13 protein-coding genes are annotated in these 26,506 nt (G+C 37.5%); 1 reads left to right on the top strand and 12 read right to left on the bottom strand.

The genetic code is table 11. The features are described from left to right. Positions 1–129: 129 nt before the first annotated feature. Complete coding sequence (locus AAEO59_RS03020) at positions 130–318, top strand: hypothetical protein (protein ID WP_341699274.1); 189 nt, start codon at positions 130–132, stop codon at positions 316–318. 563 nt (positions 319–881) lie between these two features. Here AAEO59_RS03020 and galB read toward each other — a convergent pair. The 12 genes from galB to AAEO59_RS02960 form a co-directional block, all read right to left on the bottom strand. After that, positions 882–3,317, bottom strand: coding sequence for a beta-galactosidase GalB (gene galB / locus AAEO59_RS03015; RefSeq protein ID WP_341699273.1), 2,436 nt, complete (start codon positions 3,315–3,317; stop codon positions 882–884). A gap of 116 nt (positions 3,318–3,433) precedes the next feature. After that, on the bottom strand, positions 3,434–6,925 hold the full coding sequence (locus AAEO59_RS03010; RefSeq protein WP_341699272.1) for a malectin domain-containing carbohydrate-binding protein: 3,492 nt from the start codon (positions 6,923–6,925) through the stop codon (positions 3,434–3,436). A 104-nt stretch (positions 6,926–7,029) separates the two neighbouring features. After that, positions 7,030–9,762 carry an alpha-d-galacturonidase gene (locus tag AAEO59_RS03005; RefSeq protein ID WP_341699271.1) on the bottom strand — a complete coding sequence of 911 codons (2,733 nt, stop codon included), beginning with the start codon at positions 9,760–9,762 and terminating at the stop codon, positions 7,030–7,032. 160 nt (positions 9,763–9,922) lie between these two features. Beyond that, positions 9,923–10,816 carry a sugar phosphate isomerase/epimerase family protein gene (locus tag AAEO59_RS03000; protein WP_341699270.1) on the bottom strand — a complete coding sequence of 298 codons (894 nt, stop codon included), beginning with the start codon at positions 10,814–10,816 and terminating at the stop codon, positions 9,923–9,925. Positions 10,817–10,900: 84 nt separating this feature from the next. Next, positions 10,901–12,046, bottom strand: coding sequence for a sialidase family protein (locus AAEO59_RS02995; protein ID WP_341699269.1), 1,146 nt, complete (start codon positions 12,044–12,046; stop codon positions 10,901–10,903). Between the two features lie 26 nt (positions 12,047–12,072). After that, entirely contained in the window at positions 12,073–14,826 is a 2,754-nt protein-coding gene (locus AAEO59_RS02990) for a glycoside hydrolase family 78 protein (RefSeq protein ID WP_341699268.1), read from the bottom strand. A gap of 147 nt (positions 14,827–14,973) precedes the next feature. Further along, entirely contained in the window at positions 14,974–16,539 is a 1,566-nt protein-coding gene (locus tag AAEO59_RS02985; RefSeq protein ID WP_341699267.1) for an MGH1-like glycoside hydrolase domain-containing protein, read from the bottom strand. A gap of 119 nt (positions 16,540–16,658) precedes the next feature. Continuing rightward, positions 16,659–19,136 carry a glycoside hydrolase family 95 protein gene (locus AAEO59_RS02980; RefSeq protein ID WP_341699266.1) on the bottom strand — a complete coding sequence of 826 codons (2,478 nt, stop codon included), beginning with the start codon at positions 19,134–19,136 and terminating at the stop codon, positions 16,659–16,661. 99 nt (positions 19,137–19,235) lie between these two features. After that, a complete protein-coding gene (locus AAEO59_RS02975) occupies positions 19,236–20,663 on the bottom strand; it encodes a prolyl oligopeptidase family serine peptidase (protein ID WP_341699265.1) in 1,428 nt (475 codons plus the stop codon). Positions 20,664–20,689: 26 nt separating this feature from the next. Then, complete coding sequence (locus AAEO59_RS02970) at positions 20,690–23,485, bottom strand: glycoside hydrolase family 78 protein (protein WP_341699264.1); 2,796 nt, start codon at positions 23,483–23,485, stop codon at positions 20,690–20,692. Between the two features lie 95 nt (positions 23,486–23,580). After that, positions 23,581–25,455 (bottom strand): six-hairpin glycosidase, encoded by a 1,875-nt coding sequence (locus tag AAEO59_RS02965; RefSeq protein ID WP_341699263.1) that lies wholly within the window; start codon positions 25,453–25,455, stop codon positions 23,581–23,583. 111 nt (positions 25,456–25,566) lie between these two features. After that, positions 25,567–26,484, bottom strand: a complete 918-nt coding sequence (locus tag AAEO59_RS02960; RefSeq protein ID WP_341699262.1) for a glycoside hydrolase family 43 protein — start codon at positions 26,482–26,484, stop codon at positions 25,567–25,569. Positions 26,485–26,506: the final 22 nt, after the last annotated feature.

Below are 26,506 nucleotides of genomic sequence, written 5' to 3'. Positions count from 1 at the left end.
GCATCACACTATAAAAGAAAACCCCGTTTTTGACTCCTTTTGAGCAATTTCGGGGTTTGTTTCTTCTAATATAATACCTATTTTTATGAAAAACAATAGATTGAGGTATTATGAATATGCCTTGATACTTTGGAAAATTACATGAATCGCATTCAAAACTACCCTGAACATTATCAAATTAAAAGAAATCCATACCGAGAAGTTTTTATAAAAGATTTCCCTTATTTAATTATTTTCGAAATTGAAGACAGAAAAGTAATTGTTTATGCTGTTTTTAATACTTGGCGGAATCCAACTAACAAACCCACTAAAAAATAATTAATCCCTTAAAACAAAAAAAGCACGAGAAATAACCTTGTTCGAGTTCAATTTTAAAATATAATCTTACAACGATTTAACTATATTTGTTTAAATCATTACCATTTAACAAAACTAAAATGCTTTATTTTAATATTATATTTTTTTCAACCCTTAACTTTATAATTTTCAAATTATTATCAAACGATCGTTTTAGTTTTTTAAAATTAAAGAATATAATACTATTTATAATTTCAATTATTTTAATATCAAAAATTTACAATTACTTCTTTATTTCAAAAGAACTAATTTCTAAAGAGACTTATATTATGCTTTTATCTTTAAGTTTAAGTGTCTTCATTAATTATCTATTCCTGAATATCATTCTAACTTTTTTCCAATTTATGATTGAAGCTTTAGATTTAAAATTAAATATTAATTCACCATCAATTAAAAATAAAATTCCATTAATATTGTTTTTCATTATCTCAATAACCCAAATAACAATATTACTTTTTCAGAACTAAAACAAAAAAAGCACGAACCTAAATCCGTGCTTTTAAAACTAAGTAAATTGGAAAACATTATTCCACTTTAATATTCACAGTTCCCAAACTAATATTCCCTGCTGTGGTAGCTTCCAATGTTATGTTTTCTGCTTTTTTATTCGATTTTAAAATCACTAAGCATTTTCCATTGTACAATTTGCGGTAATCGGCTTTAAAAGGCTCTAAACTGGCTTGGTAGCCATTATCCACTCCAACAATTTTAGCGCCGCCTGAAACTTTAAAATTAATTAGGTTATCGGCTGTTGGCAGTGCGTTTCCGTCTTTATCCTGTAACGTAACGGTAACGTAAGCCAAATCATATCCGTCATTTTTAATCGTTGATTTATCGGCTTGTAAATTGATTTTAGCAGCTTCGCCCGCTGTAAGAATTTCTGTTTCTTTGACCACTTTCCCCGCTTTTTTAGAAACCGCTTTTAAAGTTCCCGCTTCAAAAGGGACTTTCCAGGCAATATGCAATTCGTCTCCTTTTTTAGCTTTCGAACCTAATGATTTTCCGTTAAGGAATAATTCCACTTCATCTGCATTATTATAATAGGCCCATACATCAATTAATTGTCCCGCTTTCCAGTTCCAATGTGGTAACAAATGTAAGACTGTTTTATCGCTCCATTCGCTTTGGTACATATAATACACATCTTTCGGGAAACCCGCCAAATCGACAATTCCAAAATACGAACTACGGGCAGGATAAGGATACGGATCCGGCTCACCGATGTAATCAAATCCGGTCCATACAAAAGTTCCAGCTATAAAATCATATTTTTTAGCCGCTTTCCAGTTTTCTTCGTGCGTTGTTCCCCAATAAGAAGCAATGTTATCATAAGCCGTAACCGTTAAATCAGGATTTCCTGGAAAAGTTTCTCCGTATTTTTTTGGCCAAAATCGAATTTCATCTGTTGGCATATCATAATGTCCGCGGGTTGCATAAGCCGAAACACTCTCGGAAGCAACAATTTTTTGTCCTTTAAAACGCTCTGGAAAGGTTGCGTAATCAGCATGTTTGTAGTTAAAACCTAAAAGATCCAAAGCACCTGATTGATAAATAAAATTCTTCTGTGGCTCGTTCTCAGTCAAAGCTGAAGTTACCGGTCTGGTTTTGTCTAATGATTTTACAATTTGTGCCAATTCTCTCGTAATGGAAACTCCCGTGCTGTCAAATTGTTCTCTGATTTCGTTTCCAATACTCCACATCATCACCGATGGATGGTTGCGGTCGCGCTTGATAAAATCTTCCAAATCACGTTTGTGCCATTCGTCAAAATATTTGTTGTAATCATTCGACACTTTTTTCTTTTTCCAAACGTCAAAAACCTCATCCTGCACAATCAAACCCATTTCATCACACAATTGCAACAACTCCAAAGAAGGCGGATTATGAGCCGTTCTGATAGCATTAGCTCCCATATCTTTCATGATTTCCAACTTTCTTTTAATTGCATGATAATTGGCTACAGCGCCCAGTGCTCCGTTATCATGATGCAGACAAACCCCGTAAATTTTTGTTGGAACTCCATTTAACGAAAATCCTTTTTCGGCATCAAATGCAAAAAAGCGAAATCCAAGTGGCGTTTCGTATTCATCAACTAAAGTTTTGTTATGGAAGATTTTGGTTACTACTTTATACATATTAGGATTTTTGGTATCCCATAATTTTGGGTTTTTAACCTCCAAAGTATGCTCTTTAATCAATCGGGACAAAGGAGCAATCGTTTCACTACTTTCTGATTGTGCCACCGAACGATTATTGGCATCCAAAATATTTGTAATCACTTTTACATTTTTAGAAATGGCTGCATCATTTTGAATTTTCAACTCATAAACCACCTTTGCTTTTTCCTTTGAAACTTCGGGTGTTGTCACATAAGTCCCCCATTGTGCCACATGCACTTTATCGGTAGTTACCAATCGTACATTTCTGTAAATCCCTGAACCGGTGTACCATCTTGAACTCGGCTGAGCATCGTTATCCACTTTCACAGCGATGTCATTTTTTTGATTGCCAAATTTCAAATAAGGAGTCAAATCATAAGAAAACGAAATATACCCAAAAGGACGTTTCCCTAAATAATGACCGTTAATCCAAACTTCGCTATTGCAAAACACCCCATCAAATTCGATAGCAATACTTTTATTTTTGGCTGATTCCGGTAAAGTAAATGACTTGCGATACCAAGCCATTCCTGCAGGTAAAGCTCCTCCTTGCGGTTTAGTAGGATGCTCTTTGCTAAAAGTCCCTTCGATACTCCAATCGTGTGGCAAATCGAGCGCACGCCAATCATTAGCATCAAAATCAGCCTGAATTGCTGCTGGATAATCACCTAATTTAAAATTCCAATTGGGATTAAAATCAGTAACTATTCGGCTTTCTTTTTTCGTTGTTGCACAAGCAACCAGGAAAAACAAAACAGCCGCTGTTCCTATTTTTTGTAAAAAACTTTTATTCCTTTTCATCATTATATTATTTTTTTATAACCATATAAGAAATATAAGACCATATAAGTTTTTACTAAATTTTTCTTTAATGAACTTATATGACTTATATGGTTTAAATTCACATTATGTTACGTTTATTGAAACTCAAAAGACTCCAAACGCAATCCTTTCATATTATCAGATTCAATTCGAATTTTATATTTTCCGGCATTAATATATCCACCCGAAGTGGTATTTAAAAGCTTCCATTTCTCCGTTGGAGCAGGAAATTCAATCCAGTCATTTCGCAATAAAATGCCATAGGCATCTTCGATAATCAATTTTACTTTAATCGGTTCGGCATTCATGTTCATGTATCTAAAACGCATCAAATACACATTGGCAACGCCGGGATTTACTTCAAATTCAATGCTATTTGGCGTATTAGCCGTAAATTCAACATAGTCACTGCTCTTGAAATTACCTTTTACAATTCCCTCACCACTTATTTTTGCAGTTTCAGCTTCCAGCTTTAATGTTGGTCGGTCGTCTTTCACTTTCCCTAAATCAGAAGTTGGTATTACCATGATCGAATACATTGCTGCATTTTCCCTATTGTTTCCAAAACTAACCTTCTCTCCTTTTTTTACTTCTTTTTCGAAAATTGCAAACACAACACCATTACTGTTTTTGGCCGTTGCTTCTGATTTTTTGTAATCTGAAAGCCAAAGCAACGCTGTTTTTATGTTAGAATCCACTAAAACCAAAACAGTCGCATCTTCTTTGGAAATAAAAGAACCGGAAGTATTATTTTCATTTGAAAAGCGAATATAATCTGCCGTATATAAATTGGCGGGTAATTGGGTAAATACGGTCTCTGAATCCTGATATTGTTTTGAATTTAGTTTTAACCAACTCCCTATTTCAAAGGCATTATTTGAACTTACATCTAAAATATTCTTTGGCGAAGGCGCAGCTGCCTTCAACGATTTGTCTTTGGAAGCAATGGCAATGGCCGAAATAATTCCTTCACCCGAAGTTACCTTTGGAAAATCAATCACTAATTTTCCATTTTTGCTTTTTACCACAAACGTTTTCTTTACTGCTTTGGCAAAACCAACTTCACTCCAAATATCAAAATCTTTCAGGACTACCTCATCATTGATTGCCACATCAAAAACACGCCAATCTTTGCAGTTCAAACCACCGCCGGTTCCGTACCAAGGCTCCGAGAAATACAAATCAACTAAATATTCGCCATCAGCAACAGGAAATTCATATTTCAATTGATCCATTCCGTAACGGAAATTTTGAAACAACCCATCATTTTGAGTGCCATCAACCAAATCAGAAGTTGAACGCTGACTGGCAAAATAAGCCGGCAGATTTTTAAAATCATCCGTCCAGGACAGCGAGCCCCAAGTATTAGCTTCTGTTTTGTGAACATCTGCCAACCATCTATTCCCATTCGAATCAACAAAATCATCGCCGCCACAATTGACACGGTAGATATAATTGTATTTCGATTTTGCCGAAACCACTTCTTCTGTAGAATTTAGCAAATCAAAATATGGAGATTTAGGCAAGTTATTCAATACCACATAATCCTGAGCTACTTTTTGACCATTGACATAACCTACTGCGTACAAAACATTATAGGCAATATTCGCAGTGTTCCATTGAAAATGTTGTCCTTTTCCGGGATTTTTCAGTTTCCCTAACGAATGATTATTTACATCATTGAATAATTCGACCTCATCACAATTGGAATAGACATCAATTCCGTTTTTGACTCCAGTAGATTCCCATCGATTAGGCCAGCTATGCGAAACGATGTACACCATAGGATTCGTCTTTTTAGAAACATAATTGGCGCGGTACATGTAATAAGCATCCAAAGGTTCACCCCAAATACTGAACAAGCCTTTGTAATTTACCGGACCAACCTGATCGATTGCTCTGAATCCTTCGCCGTTTTGTTCTCTTCCCGGATTTTCATGCGAAGCAAATAACCAATTGTACTGACCTGCAATTTTATCTTTAACCGATTCGGCTTCGCGAACTTTGATTTCCATTAATTGTGAAAAACGGTTTTCGCTCAAAATCCCTTTTTGGTCAAACTCCCCTTCGGTATGCAAATCGATACTGCGCCAGGCTCCGTATTCACCATTTAATAATTGGGTAGTCATTTCGACATCATAATTAAACGGATCGCCACCATAAGTTCCTGACCAATTTTGCACCACATTCCAATCGGTTCCTTCCCCGCCGTTGCAAGTGGTTACTTTACGTTGCTCAGCAGCTGTAGGATCCATTTCGCGAATAATCTTCGTGCATTCTTGGGCAAATTCCTTCGGAATCGTGCTTTCGTTTTGTAATCCCCATAAAACCACCGACGGATTATTGCGTCGTTCTTTGATCCATTCGCGTAAAAGCGTTTTGAAATTTTCTTTAAATTCAGGGGTATCATACCAAATATGAGCCGAAAACTGACTCCAAAACAAAATACCGCTTTCGTCTAACAACTCCTGGTATTTTAAATTATGCGGCTGATGCGCTTCTCTAAAAGAATTGAATCCTGCCGCTTTGATTTGTTCAATTCGCGCTTTGATTTGCGTATCTGAAAAAGCATGACTTTGCCCTAATTGGTGTTCGTATTCACAAGTCCCATTGATAAAAACCGGCTGATCATTAATAAAGAAGCGTTTATCCTCTCCTGCTCTGTCTATTGGCCAGGAAATCCAACGGATTCCATAAGGCGTAGAAATCTTATCTAAAACCTTATTTTTCTCCAAAATAGTAGTCGAAAGTGTGTACAAATACGGATTTTCAGGTGACCATAAAATTGGATTTGGAAGCTGTGGTAAGGTCTGTGGAATCTTCTTAGTTCCTTTCGAAAGTAAAAATGATTCTCTGGCCGAAGCGACTTCTTTTCCATTTTTATCCAAAAGTGAACTTATTACCGTAATCGTTCTATCCGATGCACTGTAATTTTGAATTTCGGTTGTGGTATGCAAAATTGCTTGTTCTTTTGACACCGATTTATCGTTCCAAATATGAACACCAAAAGGGGCCACACGAACCTCGTTTGTAATCACCAAAGTGACCGGTCTGAAAATCCCCATCGGTTGTGAACCTTCTGAAAATCCCCATTCTCCCGAACAACCACCGCAAACCCAAGGCAAATCAGCAATAAAAGCCGGATGAGCTGCTTTTACAAGCAATTTATTTTCGGCATTGAAACGCAAAGCATCCGTAATATCCAAAGTAAAAGTTGTTCGTCCACCTTTGTGTTGCCCTACTTCTTTGCCGTTTAGCCACACCGTAGCATAACTATTTACGCCTTCAAAAAAAAGAAAATAACGTTTGCCTTTTTGTTGTTTGCCCATTTTCAGTTTTTTCGAATACCAAGCAGTACCATGTAAATTGCCATGTTTCATTTGGCGAAAGCCCTCATATTGATCCCAATTGTGAGGAACATCGACCGATTTCCAATTGGCATCAGCATTCCTATCGTTTACGAAATTCTCTTTGGAATTGGTTTCTTCCAATGTGGTTTTCCAATTGGTATTCAGTGAAATTTCTTCACGGGATTGTGCCCGCGAAAAAGTAGTAATTAAAAATAGTATGTATAGTAATTTCTTCATTTTTTTAAACCATAGAAGGCATATAAGTTCATTGAAGTTGGAATATTTTCATTATTTCAAATATCACACTTCGACAGGCTCCGTGTGACATATCATAAATCATTTTAATAAAACAACCAGTCTACTGCTTCTTTTTCATCTTTGCCAATGTAACCTACATCACGAGGCTCGATTTTTTGATTGGCATCAATAAAACCAAGAATCAACACTCTGCCTTTGCCTAATACTAATTGATTTTCTCCAGCGCCAAAACTATAAGTATGGATATTTACCCTTGGCAATTCCTTCAAATTCATCGCATTCGCCAAAATTACTTCAGCTTCTCCTCTTTCATTTCCGGCAGCATTGGTTTCCAAACTTGGCGGAAACAAAAAGCGTTTTTGGTCGGAATTAAAATAACCTACCACCAGTTTTACAGCCTTGTCATTCTTGAATTTCAAAGTTGTCCCTTGTGTATTTTGCTGGTCTTCCACTAATGAAATTCCTTTTAAGTTTTTTAGTTCCGGAGCTACTTTGACCAATTCAGAAATGTCAGTTCCATATACTTTTGTACCTTCTTTTACTTCATAAATTGCTGCTTTTGGACTCAATACAGTAACTTTTGCTGTTTTCCATGGTACAACTGCTTTTTGAGTAATTTTACCGTTTTTAGCATCTTTTAAAAGACTGATATTTCTTTTTAAATTAGCCAATTCGCGCTCATAATGCGGCAACAATTCCGCCCAGGTTTTGTTGTTTCCATCATCGCCTCCAATAGGAATTCGACGTTGCGCTGTTTGCATACTATTGGCATACCAATACGAATCTTTAGTCAGTTTTACCAACTCTTCATAGTATTTCAATGCTTTTTCCAAGTGAGGAACTGCTTTATCCAAATCACTGATATCATTTGAATAACCAAAACGCAATACTAACATGGCTGCTTTGACTTTTTCAGAAAAGCAATTGGCGAAGGCATTATAACAATAGACATCATTTTTCAAGCGATTGAATTCCTCTTTTTCCTTGGTTACAAATGGATCCGCTTTATCAATCGCCTCGACTGCAATTTTTCCATGTTGGACAATTTCACTGATCAATTGTGGTGGTGTTTCACCCGAATGTGCTTCATGATTCCATTCTTTTTTGGCATATTCCTGAAGCAATTCTCCCGGAGGGCCACAGCTTTCATGAAATCCAGGATAGACACGCCATTTAGCCGGATTGACCAATTGGCTTTCAAACATTCCCAGCAACAAAGTTTGACGGTTTCCTTCGGTAATTCCGAATTTTCGAAGTGTTTTAGGTGCAATTTCGCCAATTTGCTCATAGGCTTCCAAAATATTCTTTCCGGCTGCAGCATCTGTACTGTACTTTTTTTCAAATTCCTTATCCCAATAAACAACTTCCTGATTGCGATCTCTTTGACTATCCCAGGCATATCTTGCCCATGCTTTATACCAAATCCAGTCGCGATCCATTTCCAGTAAACGCTCACCTGTTTTGGTTTTATCTGCCGAGTAAGGCCAGTCCCAATAGGATGCCTGTGGATATAAATGCAGTGCATTCGCACCGTGAATACTGTGCATTCCCTTTACGGTTTTTTGGATAAAATCAGGCGAACCGTATCTAAATGGCTCCAAATTGGCCAAAATATGTACATTCTCAATATGAATTGAACCTAAAGAGCTCAGTTGTTTGTGTGTTTCGCCCCAAGGTCCGCCTGGAGTATAGGTTGTTAACGACTCGCCGTTGTACTTACTCATGGTATATAAATTCTTGTACAAAGGCAAAGCTTTAGCCATTACTGCCGGAGCATCTGTATCATGAGAACGCAAAATAATTGGTGGTTCCTGAGTTTTTCCTAAAGCTTTCATTCCGTCTTTTACTCCCGGAATAATCGTTTTGGTAAACCAATTCACATCGTCTTCAACCGTATTCATTGCTTCACCCAAACACACTAACAATCCCACATTAGGATATTTTTCTATAAATGCAGTGATTGATTTTTGAGTATAATCAGCTATTAACGGTGTAATCACACGTTCTCTTTCCTGAGTTTTTAGATTATAATGATCGGCAAAAGGTTTCGAAAGAATAATGTTATAAAACATCTGAATCACCCAGATCCCTCTTTTGTTAGCTTCCTCGGTAAGAAATTTGAACACTTCCTCATTCTTCTTAAAATCTTCATCGCTAACTTCAACGGCAAACGGATAATCTTTTAGTTTTACCAAAGAAGCAAATGGATGTCCGTTCCACAAATACAGGGAATTCAAACGGTTTTCGACCATCATGTCCAAGTATTTTATCCAAAGTACTTTGTCATAAAACCACGGAAAACTTTTAGGCGTATAAGGATATTCATAAACGCCACGACCTTCGAGATAAGTCGTTTTTTGCATACCAATACAAGTCCCTCTAAGCACCATTTCAGGACTGTCCTGAATATTAATTTCTGATGGAATTTTACCTTCTTCATTAATGCGGTCTGCCAATTCTAAGGCGCCATACAAAACACCCGAAGCATCAACACCTTCAATAAAAATAGTATTTTTTTCAGAGCTGATTTGGAAACCTTCCTTCTTCGTTAATTGACTATCATCAAGCTTAGCGCTCTTGGTGTTTAGCTTCCAAAAATCAGTTCCTTTTTCGCCAATGATAATTACTTTGTCTTTTGATTTTTTAGGTGCTTTATCAGCAAAAAAGACTTTGAATCCTTTTGTTTTTGCCACTTCAGCTAGTTTTTCGGCACCAAATTGTGCTCTTGGTGCATTGGCATCACGAACAATCGTAAGGCTTTGCGCCGTTGCAAAAGAGACGTAAAAACTTAAAAAAAGTAAACTTATATATTTCATTGTATTTTTTATTTTTTGACCACAAATTGCACACCCGAGCGACAGCGAACTGACGAAGTAAATTAGCACAAATTATAATCTTGATTTTTTGCCACAGATTTAAAAGATTTTCACAGATTATAGAAATCCTTTTAATCTTTAAAATCTGTGGCTAAATAATTTAATTCTGAAAAATTTTCTTCAAATACGCCACATTTGCCCCGTAATTCCCTTTTACATTATGTACATCTGTAGTGTCACGAGAGCGTTCCACAATCAGCCAGCCTTTCCAGTTCATCTTATCTAAAGCGGCTTTGATTTTAGGCATGTTTATCTTTTTGTCATTTTGCAACCAAAAACCATCGGTGTTGGAAGCATGAATTTGAGCCAAATGTTTTTTACCTAAAATACTAAGTTCGCTAGCGATATCTTTTTTATTTTCAATAGCATTCGAAAAATTAAACGAACTCTTAATGCGTTTGCATCCAATTTCCTTTAAAAATGCTTTTTCGGCAGCGGCGTCCAGAGTCGTTTCAACAGCGATAACACCACCTATTTTAGCCACCTGTTTTCCTGCCCAACGCAAACGTTCGATAATAACAGGACGTAATTCGGGATTTTTTCTCAGATCACATTGATTTCCCAATGGCAAATAAGCCACTTTTACATTCATGGTTTTCATAGCGTCGATACAATCCTGAACCATTCTTTTTACGGTTTCACGCTTTGCAAAAGATTGTCCGTAGAAACCTGACATGGCAATAGACGAAATCCCTACATTGAATTCCTTAGACTTATCCTTGAATTTTTTCACCTCAACAGGATTAGCCAGTTTGCTGTCAAAAGTTTCACGATTTCCTAAACCGCCCATGTCTAATTCGATTCCGTCAGCTTTGAGTTGGCTTGCTAATTCGAACGAACCTAATTTTTGTCTTTTTAGAATCATCCAATCGCATACCGCAACTTTGTATTTTCGATTCTTTTTGGCTTGTCCAAAAACCAAATTATTGCATGTTCCTGCTAGTAACAAAAACATTACAACAAATAAGTTCTTTTTAAAATTCAATACGTTCATAATTTCTTTTTTACCAATAAGAAATAAAGTTTATTAAGTTCCTTGCTTAATTTTCTTAACTCCTTAATGGTTCTATTTAAATTCTTATTCTTCTTCCGCCTTAACCGCTTTCACTTCCACACCTTCTTGTCCAGGCCAGATTCCGTTCTTAATGCGAATTGATTTTAATTTAGTTGGATCAATTTTCACATATTTCAATCTTTCTCTTCTCCAGGTATAAACCACATGCACCATGCCGTCTGAACTTTGAATCATCGATGGATACGAATATTGACTGATTTTTGAATCTTCTAAAACCAAAGCGGCTTTCCAATTGATTCCGTCATTAGAAATTGAAACGTTCAATGGTGTTCTTGGTCCTTTAGCTTCCGTTCCCGGAGGCAAAACGTGATTGTAAACTAGTAGGTGTTTTCCGTTTTTCAAAGTCACCGCATCAGTTCCTGAATTATTTTGCGGCAATCCAATTAACTCTAAATCTGACCAAGTTTTTCCGTTGTCTTTAGAAAATGTACTAAAAACAGCTCTGTTTCTGGTTCTTCCAATCGCCTGAATACTTCCGTCTTTATGGAACAAAATACTTGGCTGAATCGCATTGATTTTTTGTTTCCCTCTTGGTAAAGTATCTCCCATCACCCATGTTTTACCAAAATCAGGAGTTGATTCCATACGAAGTCTCCATCCGTCACCTTCAATACTTGATGGAAGCAATAATGTTCCGTTACTTAATAAAACCGGTTTGTTTTTGATTGGTCCTAAGAATCCGTCAGGCATTTTTTCAGCTTCCGACCATGTTTTTCCACCATCCTTAGACCTTCTTAGCATTCCCCACCATTCTGATGGCTTTGGTCCAATTTTATAGAATAACATCAAATCACCACCTGGAATTTGGTAGAGAACCGGATTCCAGGTTGGTAATCTTGGTCCATCTTTCATAACTCCGTCAGCCACCTGAATTCCTTCCGTCCATTTATCGCTTCCTTTTGGTTTACGAGCTACATAAATACATACATCCGGATGCCTTTCATGCGTTCCTCCAAACCAGGAAGCTACTAAATCACCATTGGTTGCCTCCACAATTGTTACCGCATGACAGGACGGATAAGGGGCTTTTTCATAAATAAATTCATCTACTAAGATGCCTTCTTTCCAAGTCTTATTTTTTAAAGAAACACCGCAACTTCCTAATGTTATTAGTCCTACCAGCAGTAATGCTATTTTAAATCCTCTCATTTTTATTTAATTATATAATTATCTTTTTACTTTAAACTTATCGAATAATCTCCTGATTGTAAACTTAAAACTTGTTGGTCTCCTTCTGCTTTAAATGTAATCGAGGCCTTCTCCAATTTTGTTTTATTTACTGTAATCTGTTTAGAATCTGCGGTTGGTAAATACACTAAAGCCGAAGTATTTGCCGGAATACTAATTTTCCATTCCAAACCTTTCTTATCCTTTTTCCAATTGCTTTTTATTAACCCATGAATGGACTCGTATGAAGCATTCACAAAAGTCAATCCTGCATTGAAATCCGGTTTCATAATAATTTGTTTGAAACCCGGAGTTTCAGGATTACTCTTGATTCCCGCCATATTTTCGTAGTACCAAATCATCAAATCACCCAAAAGCATCACGTGGTTTTGCGAATTCATCGATGGATCAGCGGTGTTTCCGTTCCATAATTCCCAAATGGTTGTTGCACCGTTTTCGACCATGAAACCCCAACTTGGATAGGTTTTATTGGAAGCCAGTTTATAAGCTAAATCTCCTCTTCCAAAATTCGTCAGCGTTCGCATCAAAAACTGCGTTCCGATAACTCCTGTGCTGATATGCCCTTGCTTGGTTACCTCGACTTCGTGCACCATACTTTGAAAGACTTTGTCTTTTAGATTTTCAGGAACCATCCCAAAAGCCAAAGGCAACACATTTGCAGTTACCGTATTATTGGCGTAATAGTTTTTGTCCGTATTTAAAAATTTGGCATTGAAAGCTTTCTTGATTCGGGTTGCCAAATCATCATAATGCGCTATATCAGCATTAGCATTTGAGATTACAGCAAACTTTTTCATGATATTCAAAAGCTGGTAATAAAATGCACTCGACAACAATTGACCATCCGTCATACGGGCTGGATCTTTGGAACGGATTAATTCCAATGATTCCGGCGGAACGCACCAATCACCGTATTTATCCTTGTCCATTAAATCATTTTCCAGATAATTTTCCTCCATGTACAACATCCATTTTTTCATGGTAGGGTATTGTTTTATAATCACTTCCGCATCGCCAAATTGTTGGTACAACATATCACCCACCGTGATGTAGGTTCCCGGCCAGGTCACATTGTCACCGTAATAACGCCAGAAAGCCGGTGCCACATCGGGCAATCCACCATCTTGTGTTTGCGAATATTTGATATCATCCAGCCATTTTGCGTACAGCGTTTGATTATCAAATAGAAAACTTTCACCATAAGCACCCGTAGTTCGGTCTCCCAACCAAGGCTGGCGCTCGTTACGTTGCGGACAATCAATAGGCATTCCTTTGTAATTCCCGCTGATTCCCCATTGCGCATTCTTGAAAATTTGATTCATCGTCGCATTCGAAGATTCGAAAGTTCCCGTCGTCTTCATATCGTCATACACCACTTTCCCAACAAAATTATCGACTGTTGGTTTCGTTGGAAAACCCGAAATTTCTACAAAACGGAAACCGTGAAATATAAAACGCGGTTCCCATATTTCTTCTCCTTCACCTTTCAAGGTATAGACATCAGTCGTTTTAGCATCACGCAAATTGGCGATGTACAACGAACCGTCTGCCTGTAGGGATTCGGCAAATTTCATGGTAACCTGATCGCCACTTTTTCCTTTCACTTTCAATTGCAACCAGCCCACCATATTCTGACCCATATCGAGAATATAAGTTCCTTTTGCAGTCGCTTTGATTGAAATCGGTTTTACTTCACCTTTGATTTTCATATTCGGCGTCATCTGCGCTTCGTAAAAACCACCCGGTTCCTGCACATATCTGGCATTTACCCAAGATGAATCATCAAAATTAATCGTATTCCAACCCTCCATTTCCTTACGGGCATCGTATTCTTCACCGTCGTATTCGTTGTTCGATAAAATTGGTCCGTTGGTAGTTAATTTCCAGGTATCGTCTGTTCTAATTACATCTTTTGTTCCATCAGTATATTCGACAAATAATTGCAAAGCCATTTTAGGCAAACCAAATGATTTGATTTTATACGGTTTGTAATCCTGACGCATTGCAAAAAAACGTCCGTTTCCTAAAATCGTTCCCAGCATATTTTTGCCTTCCTTCAATTGCGAAGTCACATCAAAAACATTGTATTTTACGTTTTTGGTATAATCCGTCGGAACGGGAGCCAATACCTGATCGCCAATTTTATTCCCGTTGATATACAACTCATACAAACCCATTCCCATGATGTAAACTTTAGCATTTTTGACCTGCTTTTTTACATCAATTTCTTTTCTTAAATAACGGGCTGATAATTTCGAATATTGAGAAATGCTATCATCTTTCGACAATTTTTCATAACCAATCCAGCGTGTCGATTTCCAGTCGGCATAAGTTAAAATCCCAATGCTGAAATGGGCAGTTGTAGCCGATTTTATTTCTCCTTTATTTGTAAAAACGATTACTTTCCAAAAGGCATTATCTCTGTCTTTTAGTTTTTTTCCGTTGTAAATAACATTGACCGATTCGTTGCTTGTTACTTTTCCGCTATCCCACAAATCAGCTTTATTAGAATTTAGATTTTCTAAAGTCGAAGCCACCAAAATTTGATAAGCCGTTTGCTTAACATCATTCACATCTGCTTTTATTTGCCAGCTCAAACGCGGTTGCAAAACATCAATTCCTTCCGGATTGTTAAGCATTTCGCATTGCAAATTTGTGACACTAATTTTATTTTGGGCTTGCGCCAAAGAAAAACAGAGTGATGCAATAAGAAGGAATGTATGTAGAATTATTTTTTTCATAAGTTTTATTTTATTTCACGCAGTTTTCGCAGATTTAGACAGATTCTTTTAATCTCATTTTTGTCACATCGAGCGCAGTCGAGATGCCCTACTAGTTCTCGACTGCGCTCGAACTGACACCGAATCTGCATTTAAATATTTACAGTTTCACTCCGCCACTAATTTTTCTAATCTCTCAGAAGCGGCAACCTCTTTTCCATTTTTAAAAATTCTGAAACCTTTTCCCTTACCATATTTTTCTCCGGTTTTGTCCCAAAGAATCGTAATAATATTTCCGTGATATAACACATTATCCAGACAGAACCAATCCCATTTTTCTTGTGGAATCAACGGATTAACTTCAATTTTCTCATCCGCTCTTGGGCGTAAACCCACCAATCCTGTAATCATCAAATCGTTAAAAGTCGAATGGTTGTAATAACGGCTTCGCTCTCTGTCGCCCATTAACCAATAGCCTGTCGTTTCGTCCAGATACTCTCCAATATAAGGTCGCCCACGGTAATATTGCGATTCAACATACAAATTCATCTGTTTGAAATAATCGGTTTTGCCAACAAACTTCTGTTCATAATTGTTCAACACATTGGCCAAAGCCGTCAACGTCTGTGAAGTGGCAAAAGGCCAGATCGCTCCGTCCCATTCGCAGGTTCCGGTTCCATGAGTCCTGAAACGCGGACTTCTTCTCTCGGCAGTTGTCAAACCAAAAGGTGCCGAAAATCCTTTTTCGTCCTTGATCTGTTCCCAGGCTTTTTCAAAACCTTTATTTTGCTCTGGCAAATTAAAATACCACGGAATAAATCCAATGGCTTCTCTAACCTGAGCTAAAGTGTCTTTCTCTGTAAACGTTTCAAAAAATTCGCTTTTCGGATTCCATAATTTGGTTTCTACCAATTGTTGCAATACATCGGCTTTGGCTTTGAATTTGGTCTCCGCTTCCTTATCGCCTTTCATTGCGGCCATTTTTGCAATCGCCATCGCGTTACCGAACATATAACTGTTGATCGTCGGGCGGGCATTTTGTACTTTACGTCCGCCACTCAAGGATTCTTCCATTCCGTCCTTTACATCATGCTGCCAGAACAAACCATCCTTGCGCTGACGGTCTTTTTCCCAAACCGCATAATCGGTCACCATATCCGGATACATATCCAATAAGAATTTTTTATCCTTATTCACCAAATAACGATTGTACAAAGCATCAGCTGTCCAACTGCTGAATTTATACAATTTGTTCATCGGTTTTCCATCATTGCCACGGTACCAGATTTTCACATCCTGCTCAATGTATTTTGGATCGTGAACCCAGCGAAATTCATTGATATGATGCCCAACAGCGCAAGCAATCAAATTGTATTTATCCGCATAGGAACGATCGACCAAAAACTCGGTAATCCCGAAACCAAGCGGCGTTTTCTTGATGTGTTTTCGAGCCGTCCACCAACGATAATAATAGATTTCTTCAAAATTCTGCTGAGGACATTCGAACAACGGAATATTCTTTTCCATCCAAGCCCACGCACTGTCATTTGGAATCGCAAATTTCAGATTCTCGTCTTCCATCGTATTGAAATAATCCACATAATGTTTGAAATTATCGGCTTTCAACACAGCTCCTTTTCCTTTTGAGGAGTATCCCGCACCCGATTTACAGCTGCTTAATGAAGCAATCAAAACTATAAAAGCGATTATTTTGTATTTAAAATTTGTAAACATTTTAATTTATTTTTTTATTATTCCCCTCTTTTCAAGAGGGGTGGCTGAAAGCCGGGGTGTTTTTTCCCACCCCACCCTTCGGGCACCCCTCCAATGGAGGGGAATATTCTGTTGAATTATTAATTCCCGTAAAATGTATAGGTTTCACCAGCTTTCATGACAATATCGTATTCATTGTACTTTGGCAACTGCACTTTAGGCAATTTTGCTTCTTTAGAAATTATTGGTTTTTTCACTTCCACCTCATAAAACAACGGATTCGGGTTTTTACCTTTTGCTTTTTTAAGCGCAATTCCTTTGTCTGCTTTTAATGTGTTTTCTAATTTCAATCGGCAGTTTCCTCCTAATTTTGAATACACTTTCAAAGTCGAAACTTTATTATTTTTCCATTCCATATCAATTACAAATCCTCCTCTGGCAACTAATCCTTTTATCGAGCCGTTTTTCCAAACGGTTGGCAAAGCTGGCAATAAATGAATCGCACCCTCCTGAGATTGCATCAGCATTTCGGCAATTCCGGCGGTGCAACCAAAATTCCCATCAATCTGAAATGGCTGGTGTGCGTCCAACATATTCGGATAAGTTCCGCCACCTTTTCGTTGTTCAGGAGTGACCAAATGCAATTGATCCTGAATCAATTTGTAGGCGTGATTTCCGTCTAATAAACGAGCCCATAAATTCACTTTCCAACCCATCGACCATCCGGTTGATTCGTCGGTTCTATAAATCAACGATTGCTTAGCTGCTTCAAATAATTCGGGAGTTTTAATTGGCGAAATCTGATTACTTGGAAACAAGCCGTACAAATGCGAAACGTGACGGTGATTGTCTTTTGGATTATCCCAATCTTCTTGCCATTCCTGTAACTGATTGTGTTTTCCCACTTTCATTGGAGGCATTTTAGCCAAAGCTACTTTTACTTCATTTGCAAAAGCGATATCTTCCGAAAGGATTTTAGTAGCCTTAATTACATTGGTAAACAAATCAAATAATAACTGATTGTCCATTGTCGTTCCCGAAGCAATAGTTGATTTTCCATCTTCCCCGGCATGTACATTTTCTGGCGAAGCTGAAGGCACTACCACCAAATAATTGGTATTCGGGTCGACAACCATAAAGTCTAAAAAGAACTGCGCTGCACCTTTCATAATTGGATAAATCTCAGCTAGGTATTTTTTATCACCAGTGTACAAATAACGTTCCCACAAATCCTGACAAACCCAGGCGCCACCAGTTGGCCACATTCCTGAAGCTGCCTGATCTACAGGCCCGGTAATTCGCCAAATATCAGTATTATGATGCAAAACCCAACCGCGGGCATTGTACATTGTTTTGGCTGTTTCGGCACCGGTAACACTCAATTCTTTTGCCATTTGGATAAAAGGCTCGTGCATTTCGGAAAGATTGGTAAGCTCAGCCGGCCAATAATTCATTTCGGCATTAATGTTCATCGTATATTTACTATCCCAGGGTGGCGAAACCATATCGTTCCAAATCCCTTGCAAATTTGCTGGTTGCCCACCCGGTTGCGAAGACGAAATCAACAAATAACGACCAAACTGAAAATACATGGCTGCCAGTTGCGGATCGAATACTTTAGCAAAATCACGAATTCGTTCATCGGTAGTTTTCTTTACATTTTCGTTAGTTCCTAAGTCCAAACTCACCCTATCAAAATATTTTTGATAAAATGACACATGATTTTTTTTGATGGTTTCATATGATTTTGGCAAAGCGGCGGCTAAATACGATTTGCATTTTGCAGATTGGTTTTCATCTAAAGTTTGATAATCTACAAAATTTGTTCCTATCGAAATGTACAAAGTAGCTTCATCTGCGCCATTGATACTTATAACTCCGTTTTTTGAAGTTACTTTTCCGCCTTTATTTTGAACTGCCAATCGACCTTCAAATTTTACTTTTCCTTTTACACCTTCAAAATTAGTTCCCGTTCCGGTCATTACTATTTCGTTCTCATCCGAGAAAGAAATGGTTTTATCAATCGGGCTGTTCATCATCACATTACAAGTAATCTTCCCGGCTTTGCTTGCCGATAACTTTACTGCAATCACCTGATCGGCAAAAGCGGTCAATACTTCCCTTTTATAAGTAACACCATCTACTTCATATTGAACGGAAGCTGTTGCATTAGCAATATCTAAATCACGGTAATAATTTTTGTACTCGTTATGGCCGTTAAACGAAATGTACACGCTCCCAAAAGTCTGATACGGCATACCATCATTGGTTTGCGACATGATATCACGGGTTGCCAAATCCTGCGCTTCTTTGTATTTTCCTTCGAAAATTAATTTTCGAACAATTGGCAAAGCCTTAATCGATTTATCATGCGCATTGGTATTAGGAGAACCCGCCCAAATGGTTTCTTCATTCAATTGCAAACGCTCAACTGAAGGGTCGCCAAAAACCATCGCTCCCAAACGACCATTACCCAATGGCAAAGCTTCGTTCCAGATAGCAGATGGTTTATTGTACCACAATTTTAAATTGTTTTTAGTTTGTGCTAAAATATTGTGGCTTCCTAAAACGATTAGAATCCCAACACCAATTTGTTGTATTTTATTTTTTAACTTCATATAGTTATTTTTTTTAGCCACAGATTAGAAAGATTAAAAGGATTTTCCAATAATCACTTTACTTAATCTGTGATAATCATTTTAATCTGTGGCAAAAATTTATTTTTTATCTTCAGAAACTTTCAGATTCTTCTCTCCAAAAAGAGCATATAATTGATTGATATCTTTCAAAGCATTTTTAGGTAAATTTTCACCTTTAGCTCCAAAAACAAACATCTTTTCATAAAGCTCAATCACACAAGTCGATTCGTCAATTTCGGCTTTTTCATTTTGCACTTTTTTCAAATCCAAACCTAAATACTTTGCCATAAAAGGATACATCGCCATACGTTTAGACTCTCCATAATTATGCCCTTCTTTAGGAAAATGAGCATTTTCAACTAAATTTTCCTTTCCATACAAACCATAGGTTTTTTGAATAAACGGAAATTCCAATTCGGGTACGGTACTGGTCCAGTCGCCACCGTCAGAAACAATTAGTTGTGGTTTTGGAGCTGCCATTGCTGCAATTTCAGCATTATTCGTTCCGTTGCCACAAAGATGTAAACCACGACCGCTTTCGCATGGACAACCACCCACAAAATGAGAAGAAGTCATCACCACCGGAACCGAAACTGTTATCCTGTCATCAATCGCAGCCAAAAACATCGTCATCGAACCGCCACCGGAACCACCGGTAACTCCCACTCTGTTCTTATCAATATACTTTTGCGAAAGCATGTAATCTAATAATCGCTCGGCACTTAAAACCTGAATGGTTTGAGCAATGCTGTTTCTATGCAAAGTGGCATCAAACTGTAAAGTAGATTCGCCCCAGGCAAACAAATCAAAATCAACTACAACCGCTCCCATTTTAGCCAAAACAGCGCAACGCAATTGCTGGTCTTTTCGATACCTTCCATCCCCGAAATGCCCATTAGGCGTAATCACCACAGGCGCTTTTCCTTTTAACGGATAGGGTTTGTAAATGGAACCCGTAGCATAAACTCCCGGTATGATTTCCAATCCAATATTTTCTACACTGTAATCTTTATAAATTCTTTTTGAAGTCAAAATTGGTTTTGTCTTTGGCATTGCCGGAGCTTTGTCTAAACCAATCGAACTGATAATACATTGTTTCAAATCGGCTTTTCTGGTTTCCCAGGCATTTAGATTAGGATACAAATCAGCCAAATATTCCAAACGTTCTTTGCCCACAGCTGCCGATCTTCTGGCATATTCAAATTTTCGAATCACATATGTAGAATCGTTTTCTTTGAAATAAGTCAACTCAAAAGGAGCCAAAACCGCTGTCAATGAAACTTCTAAATTCCCCTGACGGATTCTCCAATCGGTATAATCCAGTTCCTTATCTTTAAGCAAACCATCTTTGTCTTTGATAGTTACCTTAAAAATGGACTCAATCTTTTGGACGGTCTTTGAAATAGTCCCACGATAATTATTATCAGAGGTTTGCGCTTCCATTTTTGGCACAGCCAAAAACAAAAACACCATCAGCAACAACCCTTTCATTTGATTCCGTTTCATCCTTAAATTTATCATTTTATTTTCATTTACAAAGCACACTCTAACACATATATACCTGAACCTAAGATAAATGAAGGTTTGTCTTCATTATCCAAAACTTTCAGAACATTTTTAGAATCGCTTAGTATTTTTCCATTTATTTTGATAACAGCGTTCTTTTTTACCGGCATTTTTATTGTTGCCGTGGTATTAGCCGGAATTTCGACTTTCAGGATTAATCTTCCATCTTTCTTTTCCCAAGACGAAGCAATTTTTCCATAAATCGATTGGTAATCTGCTTTCGCAAAAGTCATATCGCCTACCAACTCCGGTTGGATAAAGAAATGTTTGAATCCCGGATTTTCAACATCCGGAACAATCCCTACCAGACTTTTATAAAACCATTCCTCAATTTGTCCCATCATAAAATGATTCCATGAATTTCCTTTTCTCGGATCCCATTGTTCTGTCAAAGTGGTCAAACCAAATTTAATCTGGAAACCATATCCCGGTGCATCATAATGATTGTTCATTTTATACATCACCTCATTCAAACCATTATCAGCCAAAACCTGAAATAAATAACGATTCCCCACGTCTCCTGTAGTCAATCTGTAATTTCTGGCTTTTATGTCGTTAACCAAATTGTCTAACACCGCCTGCTTATCTTCCGGAGCAACCATGTTCAAAAACAACGGAACAGCATTGCTAAACTGACTTCCCGTTCCGTATTGTTTGGTTTCGGCATTAAAAAATTTATGGTTAAATGCCTTTTTAATATCCGAAGTCAGGGTTTCATATTTCGCAATATCTTCTGTTTTATTCAGTAGTTTAGCAGCTTTGGCTACCAAACTTGCTCCATAGAAATAATGGCTTGTCGCCGAAAGTGCAATCGGACTATTTTTAGAATACCCCGCTGCGTGTGTCCCGTAATCATACCAATCGCCCAATCCGTGTGACACGATATGGCCTGTGGCTTTTGTGCCTAAATAATCCACATAGTTTTTCATTACGGGATAATAGTTCTCCAACAATGAAGCATCGCCATAATATTCGTAATACATCCAAGGCAAAATCACTCCCGTCACACCCCATTCAGGTGAATCGGTAAAATCACCTCCAAAGACAACATATTCAGGAACAATCGTTGGAATTAAACCATTGTCACGTTGTGAATCGGAAATATTCTGCATTGTAGCAGGAATAAAACTTTCCAGATTGTAATTAAAAAACAATCCTGGCCCGTTTAAGTGAATTTCCTCAATCCACCCCAATTTCTCACGTTGCGGACAATCGGTGAAAACACTTTGAAAATTACTTTTTATAGCATTATTAATCAGCCAATGGGTTTTGTTGAAAATATCATTAGAACATTCAAAAGTTCCCGCTTCACCTGATGAATTGTAAATGAAATTTGATTTCAAATCAACCAATGTTGGCAGATTTTTGTTCTTATCTTCTTTGTAATTGATGTTCTCAATCTGAACGTATTGATAACCATAATAACTAAAATTAGGTCGCCATTCTTCGATGCCTTCGCCTTTTAAAGTGTAATCATAATAATACGGCTTCCCTGTTTTTCCCTGACCCACAGTTCCGTCTTCATTCAGGCTTTCGCCCACCCAAACACGAACCGTTTGTCCTTTTTTCCCTTTCACTTTAATAGTTGGAAAACCGGAAAGATTTTGCCCCATATTAAAAATATAAAAGTTAGGTTTCAGTTCTTTTGCTTCCTTAACCTCATATTGTTTTTGAACAATAATTGGTGAAGTCGCCTGAGCTTTCAAAATTCCTTTTGGAGCTTCCTGAACAACCACTTTTTTCCAATTGGAATCATTGAAACCTTTGTTATTCCAACCCTTTTGTTCCAAATTAGCGTTGTAATCTTCGCCTCCAAAAATGCTGTTGAAAGTAATCGGGCTTTTGCTGTATTTCCAGCTTTCATCGGATTTTATAATAGCCGAAGAACCATCTTTATAAATCACTTTCATTTTGAAAAATAAAGTCGGCGGTCCAAAACTCACATAAAACTTCGAATAGCGTTCAGCAAGTGTATTGTACATTCCGTTACCTAACAAAACTCCAATTACGTTTTCACCTTTTTGAAATTGCGAAGCGTTTAATTCGTAGGTATTGAAATTAACCGTTTTGTCGTAATCTGTCCATAAAGGTGCAAACTCGCTGTTGCCAATTTTCTTTGCGTTAATCGTCAGTTCATAATGTCCCAAACCGGAAATGTAAACGACAGCTTCTTTGATTTCTTTTTTTACTTCAAAAGGTTTGCGAAGCATAATACTTCTACGCGACAACGAATCAGCAGCATTGATTAAAGCGTCTTTCTTCTGTCTGTTGAAAGTGGCTGTGTGGTAATTTCGGCCTTCCGGCAAATGACTGTCAGCTTTAGTAATCGCCCCAATCCAAATAGGATTTAAATCTTTCACCGAAGGTGCTATTCTAAAAGAAGCCGGACTGCTCCATCCTGAAACTACTCCATCCTGATTCCAGACTTTGACTTTCCAAAAATATTTCGTTTCGTTCTTTAAGGGAGTTCCGCCGAAGGCAATTTGCAGATTTTTAGATGAAATTACTTTTCCGCTGTTCCAGATATCGCCATTGTTTTTTTTCAGTTTTTCTTCAGAAGAAGCTACCAATAGCTGATAAGCAGTTTGTGAAATATTAAATCCTTTTGAAGTTATTTTCCAACTAAAAACAGGTTTTTCAATACTTATCGCCAAAGGATTGACAGCAGCATTACAGCTTAAATTATTGACTTTAACTTGTCCATTTGAAATGAAACTCACTAAAAGACAAAAGAAAAATATTATGTTTTTTGAAATATTCACTTTGTAAATTTTTAATTAAACCATTAAGATATTAAGCATCATTAAGCATCATTAAGCATTCAGCTAAATTTCCTTAATTTCTTAATGGTAAAAAACTATAACTTTTTTGTAACCAATGATTTAATATTAAAAACAGCCTCCGGGATTTCCATTCCTGTGTTTTTTAAATCATCATAATCTTCTGTATCAGGCGCTGTATCCGGATTTGGAGTATAACGTTGTTCACCTGTACGGAACATGATGCGTTCAAAACCATCAACCGGAGCATAAAAAATACGTGTTGATTCTTTACCATCATTTACTTTTACTGTGTAAGAACGTGTTTTTACATCTAACTTAACCGTAACGGTATATTCTTTTCCAGCTTCATATTTAGCAACACCGCCAGAGCGGGCACCATTTTTTGCCGTTATTTCTCCATTCGAATCAAATACCAATCGTACCGCAGGAAGTCCTTGACGATTTTGAAATTCAACTTGTAATACACCGTGATTATTTTGTTCCGGTTTTACTGTAAACGTAGCTTCCATTTTTTGTGCAAAAGGAATCACTCGCTCCACACGGGAATAATCAAATAAATCATGATCTCTTAAAGTCAGCCATTTTACGCCATCGGCTTTCTTTTCTATTTTAGCCGAAGCCCAGGAAAGATCATAGGTATTCCACATCTTCAATTCTTCGCCATTAGGCAAATTATTGAAAACATCGTTTACATTTTCTTTTACAACTGAAGTCACCGGAACCGGAATTGAAGCCACCCAAATGTCTTCTTTGTTCACGCTATAACCTACCCAAATTTTTCCATCAGGCGGTGTTCCGTTATCTTCGGTAATTCCACGAACATATTGCGGACCAGCCGATTTGTAGTTTCCTCCGTAACGCATCGGGCTGATTTCTCCATGAACCAACAATAAATCGGTATAGTTTAATCCATCATTTGAAGTCGAAATAGCTAATGGCCAACGGTATTCTGACGGATTATACAAGGTAGCATAACGATTATCCGATGTTTTTTGTCCCCAAATTTTAGCATTACTGTTTACAAATCCTGGTGCGCGTAAAGGTGTATATCCCCAGGTTTTCCCGCCATCTTTACTCACCGAAGTTAAAGCGTGTTTCCATAAACCTACTACGTTTCCATTTGGCAAATGGTAATAACTAAAAGCTTTATACGGTTTTTGCAACGGAATCAATTCGTCATCGCGATCGGCTTCTTCCACCCATTGTTGTAAAACCAGTGGTTTAGAAAGGATTTCGGCGCAGGCTTTTTTCAAATATTTGTCATTTGACTGCGTATAAAATGGAAATGCCGATTTAGATTTATCCCAGGTTTTATTGTATCGAATGAAATAAATAGGACCAAAACTTCCGTCTTTCTTGATCTCACGAATCACACGACCGATTCCTTTTCCGTCATTCGGATCGTCTTTTTCATCCATGGCGATGCCATAATATCCTAAAGCATATAATTTTTTATCCGAAGAAGTATAAAATCCCATACGCTGGTGCATGATGGCATCCAAATTTTTAGCGACTCCTTCCACACCTTCTTTTTTCCATCCGTCAGGAATGCGGTAAATAGGGAAAATCACCTTAGGCTTAGTCCAGGAATTTCCATCTTTTGAAGTCATAATCAGCGTTTGACTTGGCGGAATATGTTCTCCCGATGGGTCACTCAGATAATGCAGATAAAAAGTATTATTCCAATAAGCCATCATCGGCTGGTGATTGTAAGTCCAGCCAAAACCGTCTGCTTTTTCAGGATGTTCACGGCTGGCACGCATGATTTGCGTAGCATGAACTCCAACAGCAGGTCGTAATTGCCCATGATGATAATCGATATTAGAAAGTGTTTTTCCAACATATCGTACCGTATCGTTTTGTGCAACAGCAGAATGGATTGCTCCGCAAGTCAACAAAATAGTTGTCGCCTTTGCAACATTGCTTTTTATGTTTTGAAATAGAACCATTATTATTTAATTTTTTACCACAGATTTGCTTCGCCTATTCGCTAACGCTCGGGTTACGGATTTTAAAGATTTCTAATCCTTTTTAATCTGTGAAATCTGTGGCATTATATTTTACTTTTTTTCTATTAGCTTTTTCAACTTCTTCTTTGAAATAGTTGTAATTGTTCCGTGCTTGTGTCCTTCCGGAAGTTGAATTTTTGAACTTACATTTTCAAAATTCTTAAAATCAGAAGTACGGATTGCCTGGTAATTTTTGGCTCCGTAATTATCGTAATAAATCAACCAGTCATTGTCTTTCTTTAAAACCGTTGGTCCTTCAGAAAGATACGCTGTTAAAGGTTCAGAGATATTTTCGAATGGCCCTAAAGGTGTTTTACCAAAAGCAACTTTGATGTTACGCATTGGTCGGGTGTTGTCTTTTAAAACCAAAACATAATCGTTTTTGGCTCGTTTTAAAAGCACACAATCAATCACACTGAAACCCGGTTCGAAAAACAATTTGGTATCCGAAAACGTCTTGAAATCCTTTGTCGTTACATAATACATGCGGTGATTGTTTTTCTCTTCTTCCTGTCCTTTTGCATATCGAAACGGAATAGTAGAAGCCCAAATAATGATGTATTGATCCTGCTCGTCATCATAGAAAATTTCAGGAGCCCATACATTTACTACCTCAGGCTCGTTTTTCATCACGTGGATGTATTGTTGCTCTGACCAGTGTATTAAATCCTTGGAACTGGCATAGCCAAAACCGTCTCCACCTTTCCAATCGGTAGTCCAAACCATGTGATACACATCATTTTTCCCTTTTACGATGGAAGGATCACGCATGATTTTACTTTTGCCGGCTTCGGGTTTTAAATAAGGCCCACCCAAATCTTTCCAATGGTAACCATCTTCGCTGGAAGCCAGATATAAACCTGCTGTTGCCGGTTCCCTGAAAGAAGTGAACAGATAAGCTTCACCTTTTTTAGAAACACAACTGGATAAACCAATTAATATTAATAATGCTATTGCAATTTTTTTCATGTTTAATTTTTTTCAACCTGCA

It is taken from the genome of Flavobacterium flavipallidum (genome assembly GCF_038289905.1).
GTDB classification, from domain to species: Bacteria; Bacteroidota; Bacteroidia; order Flavobacteriales; family Flavobacteriaceae; genus Flavobacterium; species Flavobacterium flavipallidum.
Note: the sequence above shows the minus strand (reverse complement) of the source record. Positions and strands in the feature narration are given on the sequence as shown.